Source organism: Roseburia hominis (assembly GCA_040702975.1).
Lineage (GTDB): Bacteria > Bacillota > Clostridia > Lachnospirales > Lachnospiraceae > Allocoprococcus > Allocoprococcus hominis_A.
This window is the reverse complement of the sequence record CP159990.1, coordinates 4,065,224-4,077,962: the sequence shown is the minus strand read 5'-3', so window position 1 is coordinate 4,077,962 and position 12,739 is coordinate 4,065,224. Positions and strand designations below refer to the sequence as shown.

Annotated in this window: 13 protein-coding genes; 12 read left to right on the top strand and 1 reads right to left on the bottom strand. The window is 47.4% G+C overall.

From position 1 onward, the window contains the following. The first annotated feature begins 45 nt into the window (after positions 1-45). The 9 genes from ABXS75_18945 to ABXS75_18905 all read left to right on the top strand — a co-directional run bounded on the left by ABXS75_18945 (position 46) and on the right by ABXS75_18905 (position 9,251). Positions 46-273 carry a hypothetical protein gene (locus tag ABXS75_18945; GenBank protein ID XCP85075.1) on the top strand — a complete coding sequence of 76 codons (228 nt, stop codon included), beginning with the start codon at positions 46-48 and terminating at the stop codon, positions 271-273. Between the two features lie 20 nt (positions 274-293). Continuing rightward, positions 294-1,289, top strand: coding sequence for an alpha/beta hydrolase (locus ABXS75_18940; protein XCP85074.1), 996 nt, complete (start codon positions 294-296; stop codon positions 1,287-1,289). 51 nt (positions 1,290-1,340) lie between these two features. Beyond that, positions 1,341-1,883, top strand: coding sequence for a flavodoxin family protein (locus ABXS75_18935; GenBank protein ID XCP85073.1), 543 nt, complete (start codon positions 1,341-1,343; stop codon positions 1,881-1,883). Positions 1,884-1,940: 57 nt separating this feature from the next. Further along, positions 1,941-3,332, top strand: a complete 1,392-nt coding sequence (locus ABXS75_18930; protein ID XCP85072.1) for an aldo/keto reductase — start codon at positions 1,941-1,943, stop codon at positions 3,330-3,332. A 361-nt stretch (positions 3,333-3,693) separates the two neighbouring features. Next, positions 3,694-3,894 carry a hypothetical protein gene (locus ABXS75_18925; protein XCP85071.1) on the top strand — a complete coding sequence of 67 codons (201 nt, stop codon included), beginning with the start codon at positions 3,694-3,696 and terminating at the stop codon, positions 3,892-3,894. 48 nt (positions 3,895-3,942) lie between these two features. Beyond that, positions 3,943-4,311: a DUF6870 family protein gene (locus ABXS75_18920; GenBank protein XCP85070.1), complete on the top strand. Its 369-nt coding sequence runs from the start codon at positions 3,943-3,945 to the stop codon at positions 4,309-4,311. Positions 4,312-4,443: 132 nt separating this feature from the next. Then, complete coding sequence (locus tag ABXS75_18915) at positions 4,444-6,090, top strand: recombinase family protein (protein XCP85069.1); 1,647 nt, start codon at positions 4,444-4,446, stop codon at positions 6,088-6,090. After that, the gene (locus tag ABXS75_18910) at positions 6,091-7,758 is read left to right on the top strand and encodes a recombinase family protein (protein ID XCP85068.1); all 1,668 of its coding nucleotides are present in this window, start codon (positions 6,091-6,093) and stop codon (positions 7,756-7,758) included. After that, the gene (locus tag ABXS75_18905; GenBank protein XCP85067.1) at positions 7,755-9,251 is read left to right on the top strand and encodes a recombinase family protein; all 1,497 of its coding nucleotides are present in this window, start codon (positions 7,755-7,757) and stop codon (positions 9,249-9,251) included. The genes ABXS75_18910 and ABXS75_18905 overlap by 4 nt, the downstream gene beginning before the upstream one ends. Positions 9,252-9,294: 43 nt before the next feature. Here the strand turns inward: ABXS75_18905 and ABXS75_18900 are convergent, their stop codons facing one another. After that, positions 9,295-10,146 carry a LysR family transcriptional regulator gene (locus ABXS75_18900; GenBank protein ID XCP85066.1) on the bottom strand — a complete coding sequence of 284 codons (852 nt, stop codon included), beginning with the start codon at positions 10,144-10,146 and terminating at the stop codon, positions 9,295-9,297. A 97-nt stretch (positions 10,147-10,243) separates the two neighbouring features. Here ABXS75_18900 and ABXS75_18895 point away from each other — a divergent pair, with 97 nt between their 5' ends. Genes ABXS75_18895 through ABXS75_18885 form a run of 3 tightly spaced genes read left to right on the top strand, consistent with a single transcriptional unit; the run spans position 10,244 to position 12,734 of the window. After that, positions 10,244-11,047: an aldo/keto reductase gene (locus ABXS75_18895; GenBank protein ID XCP85065.1), complete on the top strand. Its 804-nt coding sequence runs from the start codon at positions 10,244-10,246 to the stop codon at positions 11,045-11,047. A gap of 6 nt (positions 11,048-11,053) precedes the next feature. Continuing rightward, a complete protein-coding gene (locus ABXS75_18890) occupies positions 11,054-12,439 on the top strand; it encodes an MATE family efflux transporter (GenBank protein XCP85064.1) in 1,386 nt (461 codons plus the stop codon). Further along, positions 12,414-12,734, top strand: a complete 321-nt coding sequence (locus ABXS75_18885; protein XCP85063.1) for a flavodoxin family protein — start codon at positions 12,414-12,416, stop codon at positions 12,732-12,734. Before ABXS75_18890 ends, ABXS75_18885 begins: the two co-directional genes overlap by 26 nt. Positions 12,735-12,739 lie beyond the last annotated feature (5 nt).

Below are 12,739 nucleotides of genomic sequence, written 5' to 3'. Positions count from 1 at the left end.
CTTGGAATTGTCAAAGAGAACTGCATAAGGATTAAGAGGAATGCTATGGATCATGAGCGAATGAAACAAAATCTATCTGATGCGGGATGTTGTGATGCCGTTATAAAAGAGATCATCACCCTAAGTGAAAACGGAAGGATCGCAGAAGCCCTGCAGAAGATGAAGAAAGACAGGTGCAGACTCATGGATGAGCTGCATGAAAGCGGAAGGAAGGTCGATTGCCTGGACTTTCTGATCCGTCAGATGGAAAAAGAGCTGCAGGCAAACCATTAAACCATACGGAGGTATCAATCATGATGAAGAACGAAGAATTAAAGCTGGTGGCAGAGTGGGATAAGACTTTCCCGAAGAGCGACAAGGTAGATCATAGCAAGGTTACTTTTGTGAATCGATACGGCATCACACTGGCAGCGGATATGTATGTGCCGAAGGATGTAGAAGGCAAGCTCCCCGCGATTGCCGTTTCCGGCCCTTTTGGAGCAGTAAAGGAGCAGTGTTCCGGACTGTATGCACAGACGATGGCAGAAAGAGGATTCCTGACAATTGCTTTTGATCCTTCCTTTACAGGAGAAAGCGGCGGCAATGTCCGATACATGGCATCGCCGGATATCAATACAGAGGATTTTATGGCGGCGGTAGATTTCCTTTCGCTGAATGATAAGGTAGATCCAGATCGTATCGGGATCATCGGCATCTGCGGATGGGGCGGTCTGGCGATTAATACGGCGGCGCTTGATACCAGAATTAAAGCTACCGTGGCCTCCACGATGTATGACATGACCAGAGTAAACGCGAACGGTTACTTTGACTCCGAGGACAGCGAAGAAGCGCGTTATGAGAAGAAGAAAGCTATGTGCGCACAGAGATTGGAGGATTTGAAGACCGGGGAGTACAAACTGGGCGGCGGTGTCGTAGATCCACTTCCGGAGGATGCACCGTTCTTTGTTGCAGACTATCACGACTACTACAAGACTGACCGTGGCTATCATGTTCGTTCCCTTAACTCTAATGGCGGATGGAATGTGATCGGATGCGAGTCCTTTATGAATCAGCCGATCTTAAAATATAGTAATGAGATCCGCAGTGCGGTTCTGTTGATCCACGGGGAGAAGGCTCATTCCTGCTACTTCAGTAAGGATGCTTATGCAGCAATGACGAAGAACAGTAAGTATACGGAGAACAAAGAACTGATGATCATTCCGGGTGCGGTTCATACGGATCTGTATGACAGAACGGATATCATCCCGTTTGACAAGATGCAGAGGTTCTTTGAAGAGAATCTGAAATAATGAGGATTCGTTCTAAGTTGAGTACTATAAAAAATGTAAGAGGTAGGTGCGATGAGTAAGGTACTTGTGATAACGACCAGCCTGCGTATAAACAGTAATTCCGATAGGCTGGCAGAGGAATTGATAAAGGGTGCTGATGATGCCGGGCACGATGTAGAGCATATCAGCCTCAAGGATAAGGACATCCGTTTCTGTAAAGGCTGTCTTGCCTGCCAGAAGACGCAGAAGTGCGTCATTAAAGATGATGCCGTGAAAATTGCAGAGAAGGTCAAAAATGCAGATACACTGGTCTTTGCAACGCCAATCTATTATTATGAGATGAGCGGGCAGATGAAGACGCTGCTTGACCGTTGCAATCCGCTTTATACAACGGATTATAAGTTTCGTAATGTCTATATGCTTTCAACTGCAACAGAAGATGAAGAGTATGTTCCTGAAAAAGCAATATCCGGCCTGCAGGGATGGGTGGATTGCTTTGAAAAGGCAGAGCTTGTCGATTCACTTTTCTGCGGCGGCATTTCAGATGCAGGAGAGGCAGACAACCATCAGGAAGAACTGGCGGAAGCATACGAGTTCGGAAAAAAACTTCAGTAAAAATGATTAACGGGAGGGACATCTCTCCCGTTAAATTTCAGACGAGGTCGTGATGATATGAAAAGATGGATGTGTTTCATTTGCCTGTTGGCCCTGCTTTTTTCCCTGTCAGCGTGTGGAGCGGAACATGATTCAAATAATCTCTCATCTGAAGATGTCGTTACGCAGAATACGCAGACAGATGTGACAAATAAGGATGCAGAATCAGAGATGCAGCCGGATTATGCAGGTGAGCAGGGAGAAAATGGGATGAATGATTTTGTGATGAAAATAGGCGACAGGGAAATAGCCGTATCCTGGGAAGATAATGAGAGCGTATCGGCGCTGATGGATCTGGCAAAGGCTTCGCCGCTTCAGATTGAACTGTCCATGTATGGCGGGTTTGAGCAGGTGGGAGCAATCGGCAGTAGCCTTCCGAAAAACGATGTGCAGCTGGTGACAAAAGCCGGGGATATTGTGTTGTATTCCGGTAATCAGATCGTTGTCTTTTACGGTTCCAATTCATGGAGCTATACAAGACTTGGCAGGATTGAAGGGATGACGCAGCAAGAACTGACAGAGCTTCTTGGAAATGGAGATGTAGTCCTGTCTCTGTTTTTCAGAGATTCCAATGGAGAAAAAACGGATGCATACCCTATAGAGGATATCACTCTGAACAGCGGATATACCATGCCTGTGATCGGACTTGGGACGTGGACGTTGTCCAATGAAGAGGCTGAGAATTCCGTTTATCATGCACTGAAAAGCGGGATGAGGCTGATCGATACGGCAAGATATTATCGCTGCGAGGTTGGCGTGGGAAGAGGCATCCAAAGAGCAATCAATGAAGGAATAGTAAGCAGAGACGAAATCTTTGTCACAAGCAAGGTCATGCCGAGCGACTATGACAGGGCAGCACAGGGCATAGATGATTCCTTAAGTGATTTGAATCTATCATATGTGGATTTGATGCTGATCCATCAGCCCGGTTCTAATGACGAAGAGGTCTATAAAGCGATGGAGCAGGCTGTCAGGGACGGCAAAGTACGGTCTATCGGCATTTCAAATTATTACACGAAGGCACAGGTGGATGAGGTGCTTTCCTATGCCGAGATTGTTCCGGCTGTTATTCAGAATGAGAATCACCTGTATTATCAGAACAGTGAACTGCAGGAATATGTGTCGCAGTATGGCATCGTAATTGAATCGTGGTATCCCTTCGGCGGAAGAGGTCATACGGAGGAGCATTTTTCTGATGGAACAATAGTAAATATCGCGGAAAAGTATGGGAAGACACCAGCCCAGGTAATCCTGAGATGGCAGGTGCAGGCGGGTTATATTGCAATTCCCGGTTCAAGCAATCCGGATCACATTGCGGAGAATTATGATATCTTTAATTTTGAATTGACCGAAGATGAAATGCAGCAGATTTATAATCTGGATCGACAGAAGCGATATGAAAACTGGTAATTACTGACGATTATTCAAGCTGCGGCTGTCTTATGGATAGCTGCAGTCTTTTTTTGTTTTTCAGGGTTTAAAAAATCGGGTTTTCTTTGACTGGGATGTGGTAGGAAGAGCCAGTTGGATTCTCTGATCATACCGCTCAAGAACTTGATTAATGATTCTGGTGAATGATGTAGATAATTGGGAGTTCCTATGTGAGTTGATTGAGAACATGTGGGAAGAACTTCCGGAGAAGAAATAAAAAAGAACCATTGTGGCTGATGTGAGATGTTTTCTCTGTCAGCCACTATTTTTTTGCTCAAAAATCGGAAAATGCCCTCAACTTATACCTAGACCTTCAGAAAAGCTGAAGGAGGTCTGAGTGATGTATATTCTGGGATATAAGGATGGAGCGAAACCTGAGAAGCTGAGTCCGAAGGAAAAAGCCAATATGGAACGCTGCGCAAATTTCCTTGTTGAAATGATTGAAAAGTATGGAAAAGAGGTGTTGGAGGAAATCGAATGGTTGGGGAAGATTGAAGAACGGGATTGGTTTTATCTTGTTGGATTTCCTACAGAAGTTTAACTGAATAGCGAATTGTTACCCCGCCTGTGGGCATTGGGAAGAATCCTGATGTTCGCAGGATTTTTTTCGTGGGAGGGTAAAATTCCGCATCATTTCGTTGCCTGTGACTTGAGGAAAGGTTTCTCAGAAAGGACGGGCGATGAAATGGTCGTAACGGTAGAAGAATTAAGAAGACTGGAAGATAAGGATATCCGGGATCTGAGACGTGAGGATCTGGACAATGCGGGAGATATATTGATCGACAGACAGAAGCCTGCCAATCAGCGTATGAGAGAGTTCCTGGAAAAGACGAAGAATCCATATGCGGAAAATGTCGGGGACTATATTCTGCAGGTCACCTATTCCAAGACTTCGGAGGAAACGCTGGAGGATAAGATGGTCCAGCTTGCGAAGAGGATGACGAGAATCCCGCTCTGAGATTTTGGTATATGTTTTTCCAGTTTGAAGCACGGTATTCTGTGGCGGTAGGGCTGAATCAGCTGAAAGCTCTGATGGCGGTCGTATCCCGTAGGACGGATAACTGGCTAATATCAGAAGGAGGCTGAAGCCATGAAGGAGAAAGATTTTTATAACGTGGCTGTCTATCTCAGGCTTTCCAAGGATGACGGGGAAGCCGGGAAGGCGGAGAGCAATAGTATTACATCGCAGAGGGATATCATCCGCAACTTTATCAGGAAGCAGGACAACATGGAGATCTTTGATTTCTATGTGGATGACGGATGGTCCGGCGCGAACTTTGACAGACCATCATTCAAGAGGATGATGGCTGACATTGAAGCAGGTCATATCGACTGCGTAATCGTAAAAGACCTGTCGAGACTTGGAAGGGATTATATCGGTTCCGGCAGGCTGATACAGAAGACGTTCCCGGAGCATGAAGTCCGGTTCATAGCGATCAATGACAACTATGATTCGCTGACAGCTGATTTTAACGAGGAATCACTTGTGCTGCCGGTGAAGAATTTTATCAATGACGCATACTGCCGGGATATTTCCGTGAAGGTGAAGAGTCAGCAGAAGATGAAACGTGAGAGCGGCCAGTATATCGGCGCTTTTGCCATGTACGGGTACAGGAAGGATCCGGATGATAAGAACCACCTGATCGTTGACAGGTATGCTGCCGGTATCATCGAAAGTATTTTTGAGTGGAAGGTGGACGGATACAGCTTTGAAGCAATCGCTGACAGGCTGAACGGTATGGGCGTTCTTTCACCGATGGAGTATAAGAGGTCAAACGGCGAGAAGTTCACTACGGGATTCCGCACGAAAAAACGGAGCAAATGGTCGGCACAGGCTGTAAGAAGGATCCTGATGGATGAGACATATATCGGCACGCTGGTACAGGGCAAGTCTGAGCGTGTGAATTACAAAGTGAAGAAGTCGGTCGTGAAGCCTGCAGATGAATGGGTGAGGGTGCCGAACGCCCATGAGGCGATCATATACAGAGACCTGTTTGAAGTGGTGCAACAGCTTCTGAAAACGGATTGCCGGTCCGCAAGCGGAAAGAATACTTCCCATCTGTATTCCGGACTTCTGTTCTGCGGAGACTGCGGTGAGCAGATGACGAGGCGGGTCAACCGGTATAAAGGGCAGACGAAGGTTTATTTTATCTGCTCCAACTATAACAAGAACAAAAAGTGCAGCAGGCACAGCATCCTGCAGGATGATCTGGACAGGTTGGTGCTTTACGGTATCAAGAACCGTGTGGAACTGATCCTTGACCAGATGGAGGTGATCGCAAGGGTGAAGGATCTGGAAATGCGTTATGACGATATCGTGGCGTTTGACAAGGAGATCGTTGACCTGAAAGCAGAGCAGGAGAAGTATAAGAAGCTCCGTGCCGCTCTGTATGAGGATTATAAGAAGGGAATCATAGGAGAAGAAGACTTTAAGACCTTTTCAGCTATCTATGAAGAGAAGTACGCGGCTATCGAGTCCGATCTGGAAAAGCAGATGCAGAATCTGAAGGAACTCTTCAAGAACGGGCTGGAAGCCGGGATGAAGCTGGAACAGTACAAGGATGTCCTGCAGGTGGAGTTTCTGAACCGCACAACACTGGTGCATCTGGTAGAGAAAATCTACGTGTATGATGACAAGAGGGTTCAGGTCGTGCTCCGTCATCAGAACCAGTTCATCAAGGTGGCGATGCTCTGCGACTTCCTGAAGCACAGCGAAGCGGAAGGCAAGGTGGTATAAATGGCAAGAACGTCAAAGAAGAAGCAGGCAGCGGCGCCTGTGAAGAAGGATAAGGTTTATTCTGTCGGCATTTACGCCAGACTGTCGGTGGACGGCACGGACAGGAAGAATGAATCCATAGACAATCAGCTGGAGTTGTGCCGGGAATATGTCCGGTCGCATGAGGATATGGAGATATTCGATTGCTACAGCGACCTGGGAAAGACCGGCATGAACTTCCAGAGGGATGATTTTGAGAGGCTGATGGCGGATGTCAGGATGCGGAAGGTGGACTGCATCGTGGTAAAGGATCTGTCCCGATTCGGCAGGAACCATCTGGAAATGGGAAATTATCTGGGAAAGATATTTCCGTTTCTGGGAGTCAGGTTTATCGCCGTCAATGATAATTTCGATAACATGGACGGGGATCCGGAGACTTTGGGAGTACAGCTGAAGAATTTGGTCAATGAACTGTATGCAAAGGATATCGCAGTGAAGATCCGGAGCTCCAGGGTGAAGCAGTTTGAGAGGGGAAGCTTCTCGGGGTGCCATCCGGTCTATGGATATGATGTAGTGAAAGAAGGCAACCGTAGGGTGCTTGTCATCAATGAGGAAGCTGCGGTGATCGTCAGGGAATTGTTTGACCGGTTTCTGCGCGGCGAAGGTTATGTGGAGATGATTGAATGGCTTTATACTGAGAAGATCCACAGGCCGAGCGATTACAGGAAATACGGCCATGTGCATCAGCAGGACGGAGAGGAACTGCATAACTGGCACAAGGCAACGCTGAACCAGATTCTGAATAACTGCGCGTATATCGGGTGGCTGATCTGCGAGCAGAAGGACGGTGAGCGAGTCAGCGGAAGGACAAGCACGAAGGTTCTGACCGGGGAGCTTAAGGTCCGTGAGAATAACCATGAGCCGATCATTTCCGAAGAGGTGTTCCAGGAAGTGGCCAGACAGTTTGAAGCGAGGTCTCAGAGGTTCTCTTCCGGTTCATCCAGGAATCTGCCGATGGGAGAGGACATCTATAAGGATCTGATCTATTGCGGTCTGTGTGGCAGTAAGTTCACAAGGGAATGCGGTCTTACCAACCGTTCCGGCGGCAAGGTCAGGAATTATCAGTACAGGTGCGTGAACAAAGAAACGATTGATGACCGCAGATGTGATAATGACAGGATTTCCCTGATCATATTGAACCGGCTGGTAGAGGAAGCACTGGAGAAAGAGTTTTCCCTGGCATCCACAAAGCAGAAGGATCTGGTCGCTGCAAGCAAAAGGCAGGCTGAGAATGAGAAGAAAAAAATGGAGAAGGAGATTACGGATATCGCCTATAAGGTCGAGGAAATGAAGAAGACCGGCAGCGAAGATTATATCCGGTACCGTTCCGGAGAGATAGACGAGCAGGCCATGACGGAATCGGCGGAAAAAAGGAAGAAAGATATACGAAGGCTGCAGGACAGGCAGAAGGTTCTGGAGAGAAGGCTGGCAGAGACTGACGGCAAGACGGAGAAGAGGAATCACTATCTGCGGACGCTGATGAAGTGTAAGAAGGGTACACCGCTGACAGCGGAAGTACTCCATGTCCTGATAGACAAGATCGAGGTGTTCAAGGGAAGGCGGGTTGTGATACATTTTACCTATTCCGGCAAAGAAATCCGCGAACTGGAAGGTGGTGGCAAGTCATGAATATAGCGATTTACATGAGGCTTTCCAAAGAAGATGAGTTCAGTCATGAGGAAAGCAACAGTATAACCATGCAGCGGCTTTTGCTCCGGGACTATGTCCGGGAGCATTTTCCGCAGGCAAAGATTTCCGAGTTTTCGGATGACGGGTATTCTGGGACGAACTTTGACCGTCCGGGAGTGCAGGCTCTTCTGGACGCAGTGAAGAATGCGGAGATCAACTGTATCATCGTGAAGGACTTCTCGCGTTTTGCCAGGGATTATATTGAACTAGGATCTTATCTGGAACAGATATTTCCGTTCATGGGCGTGCGGTTCATCTCTATCAATGATAAATATGACAGTGATCAGTATTCCGGCAATGTGGCGGATATTGATGTAAACTTCAAGAATCTGCTCTACGACCTGTACAGCAAGGATCTGTCCATAAAGATCAAGGCATCCGTGAGGGCTGTAAAAGAGCAGGGAAAAGCGGTATGTTCCACTCCGCCGTTCGGATATACAAAGGATCCGGAGGACAGGCACAAGTTTGTGATATCTGAGGATGAAGCGGTGGTCGTAAGGCGGCTGTTTCGGATGTATGCGGATGGCATGTCCACGGTAGAGATAGCGAGGATCTTCAATGAGGAAGGGGTCAAGCCGCCTTCCCAGGTCTGGATGGAGAAGGGAATCCGCGTGGCTGCCCCTAAGGGCGGAGCCTTTGTCTGGCAGCACAGCGGGATGCTCCGGATGCTTAAGAACCGGGCATATGTCGGCGATTTGGTACAAGGCGTTTATGAGTGCAGGAAGATCAGGGACGACCGGCGGGTGACAGATCCGGAGAAATGGATTGTAACAGAGAATCACCATGAGCCGATCATCGACAGGGAGATTTTCGATAAAGTGCAGGCACGCTTCCAAAAGAGCGGCAGGAAGTGGAAACGGAAAGACCATCATGTTCTGGTAGGAAGAGTGAAGTGCGGATGCTGCGGTCATAATCTGCGGCACAGTGTTTCAGGGCATCATTACTATTGGTGTCCAGGTCTGAACATCTATCATATGCACGGATGCGTGAAGCGGATTGATGATTTTTATCTGGAAGAAAACATCCTGTTCCAGATTCAGCAGCATATCATGGATCTGGGAGAGTCGGATAAGCTTCTGCAGACAGAGAAGGAAACAGCGGCAGCAGAGGCGGAGGCTTTGAGAAAGAAATGCCAGGCAGCAGAGAAGGCGATTGAAAAAGCCAAGGATCAGAGGATGGCGGAGTTTGAAGCCTATGCCCTGGGACAGAAGAAAAGTTATGACGCATCCATCGATGAGGTGGAAACGCTCAGGAAGAAGCATGAGGAGCTGATGGAGCAGCTGTCAGAGGCGGAGGACAAGGTCAGGCAGCTGAACCGGGTGAAGGTGCATGAGAGCTTTGCGGTGACGAGACTGACAGAGGAACTTCTGGATGAATATGTGGAGAGTATCGAGGTTCATCCCGGAGATGAGGTCAGGATCAGCTGGAAGTAAATATTGTGAGTGAGGGGCTTGTCAGAGATGGCAGGCCTCATTTTTATATTGCTCTCTGCATGATCATCTCGGAAATTTCTTTTGCCGCCGCAGGAAGCCCATCAAAATCATGGGCGATGAGGCTGATCTCTATTTCCATTTTAGGCAGAACTGTTCCACGTACAAGCGCATTAGGTATTGTGGAGAGCATCAGTTCTGAAATAACCCCTCTGCCACCTCCGTTTTCAATCATGTTGATCTGGGTGCTGGCAGCTTCCACTACCTGACTGTGGGATAGGTCGATGTTCTGACCCGCAAGCTGTTCTGAGATAGAATCCCGGGCAACACGGCATAATATTAGATCCAGGTTTTCTTTTCTTAAATCAATTCTGACCGCTTTGTCCCGGTTTATTGAAATCATATGATCCATCATCAGAAGCTTATGGGATAGTCCCAGATAGGGAGAGGTAGTGATTCCAATATCTGCCTGATAGTTTAGAACCATGTTTTTGACTTCAAAAGGCGTTCCCTCGAGTAATTCTATCTGTACGTCCGGAAATTGCTTTTTAAATATGGGAAGTACATGGGAAAGGATCAGTGAAACACCAAGGGGAACCGATGCAATGCGGATCATGCCGCCCATGAGATGGTTTTCTTCATAGGCACGTTGGTACAACTTGTTTTCAAGGTCTGCCATTTTATAGGCAAGAGCCAGGATGTCTTTTCCTGCTTCCGTCAGCTGTAGGGTGCTTCTTTTATTTCGGATAAAGAGCCTCACATTCAGTTCTTCTTCCATCTTCTTGATTGCCTGGCTGATGGCAGGCTGTGATACATAAAGCTTTTTTGCGGCTTCCGTGAGACTCTCCAGTTCTGCGGCGGTAATGAAAATACGCAGGTTGTTGTTTAACATAATCATATAGTTATGACCTCCTAATAAAATTCATATTAGACATTATATCATGCAACGACTAAAATAGGAATCACAAACAGGATTAATTTAGTGGATGGTGGACATGATGAAAGATACAGTGGTTTTGAATAATGGAGTGGAGATGCCCAGGATCGGGTATGGAGTATACCAGATCCCTTCGCAGGTCACGGAAAAGTGCGTCAGCGATGCACTGTCAGTGGGATACAGATCGGTGGATACTGCACAGTGCTATGGAAATGAAGCCGCAACTGGCAGGGCAATCAAAGCATCAGGCATTCCAAGGGATGAGATATTTGTCACAACCAAACTCTGGGGTGGCAGAGGTTATAAGGATACTGTGACCTCTATAGACGGCTCACTTAAGGCATTGGGGCTGGATCATATCGATCTGCTGCTCATCCACGAACCTACGGGTGATTTCCATGAGATATACAGAGCGATGGAGGATGCTTACAGAGCCGGCAAGCTACGCGCAATCGGAGTTGCGAACTTTTTGGAAAAAAACTATAGGAGCTTGCTTGAAACAGCCAAGATCATACCTGCAGTGGATCAGATTGAGACACATGTATTTCGTCAGCAGAAAAGCATGATAGAACTCCTTAAGAAAAATGGTACCATACATGAATCCTGGTCGCCGCTTGCCTGCGGACAAAACGGATTCTTCCGGAATCCAGTGGTAAAGGAGATCGGCAGCAGATATGGAAAGAGTAACGCACAGGTGGGGCTCAGGTTCCTTTATCAGCAGGGCATCGTGATCATCCCGAAGTCAACACACATTGAGAGGATGAAAGAGAACCTGGACATTCTGGGTTTTGAACTGACGGCGGAAGAGATGGATCTGCTTACCTGTCTTGATCTTGACAGAAGCATGTTTGGATGGTGGTGATACCAGATGAATAATAAATCTTTGACGGAAGGGGCGCCCTGGAAGGGTATCTTATCCTTTATGATGCCAGTGCTTTTGGGATTGTTGTTCCAACAACTTTATAACACGGTGGATACTATCATTGTAGGGAATTTCGCAGGGGAGTCCCCTCTGGCAGCAGTTGGCGCCTGCGGTGTTCTCACAATGGCATTTCTTGCGCTGGCAAATGGTTTCTCAGCAGGAGCCTGCATCCTGATCGCTCAGCTTTTTGGGGCTGGTAGAAAAGAGGATATGCGGAGACAGGCATCTTCTTCTCTTATTGTTATGATCGCTATGGGAATCGCAGCTACAGTGGCAGGTATTGTCATCAGCCGGTTTGCCCTGAAATATATCCTGGCAACGCCGGACAGCCTGATCTCAATGGCGGATACTTATTTCAAGATTTATGCGGCAGGGCTCATATTCCAATTTGGATACAACATTGTATCAGCTATCCTTCGGGGGATTGGTGACAGCAAAGCGACATTGTATTTCCTGCTGGTAGCCAGTGCAGTAAATGTCATACTGGATGTTCTTTTTATTTACAGCTTGAACATGGGTGTGGCAGGGGCTGCAATCGCTACAGATATCGCACAGGCGCTTTCCTGTGTAGTAGGCTTTGCTTATATGATGAAGAAGTACCCTGTGTTTCTCTGGAGGTTAAGCGAACTCACATTTGAACGGGATCTTGCGAAAAAGACTCTGAAAGCAGGCTTTCCGATGGCATTACAGCAGTTTATTGTGTCATTTGGCTTTGTCTTTATCCAAAGAGCCGTTAACAGTTATGGGGAGGCCATGACAGCATCCTTCTCGGTTGCACAGAAGGTAGAAACCTATATGACTCTGCCTGCAAGTGCCCTCATGACGACGCAGGGTACTTTTACAGGGCAGAATATCGGGGCTGGGAGGCTGAATCGGGTGAAGACTGGGGCAAAACATACCGTTCTGATCTCGGAGATCATTACGGCAGGCATACTGATTGTGGTTTATGTGTTTGCAAGACCTATTGTAACGGCATTCGGATTAGGCCCGGAAGCCGTAGGTTATTGCACCGACCATGTACGGTTCGTGGCGCTCAGCCTTCCGGTGTTTGCATCGTACTTCCCACTTCTGGGGCTATTCCAGGGAACAAACAATGCACTTTTTTCTACTCTTGTTGCAACGGGTGCTCTGACGGTTCGCGTGGCGGTTACCTATCTTCTCCAGGGAATACCGGGCATAGGTTATCATATGATCTGGCAGAACACGCTGTTTGGCTGGGGATTTGGCTTTGCCCTTGCATGGACGCATTTTCTTCGAGGGAAGTGGCAAAAAGGAATAGATCAGAAAAAAGCAGAAGGAGGCAGTTATGAAGATACTGGTATTAAAGAGTAGCGGCAACAGGCACGGCTCATCCAATATGATTGCCGATGAATTCATCAAAGGTGCGGCAGAGAACGGACATGAGATAAAAGAATATGATGTGATCCATTCTGATATCAGACCGTGTTTGGGATGTAACCGTTGCGGCATGAGCGGGACATGCGTACAAAAGGATGATTTTGAAAATGAGCTGAAGGATTTGATCAGACAGACGGATATGATGGTCTTTGTCATGCCGGTCTATTATTACAACTGGCCAGCTCAGTTGCAGTTATTGACAGGTTCTACAGCTTTACCGGTGAGCTAACAAGA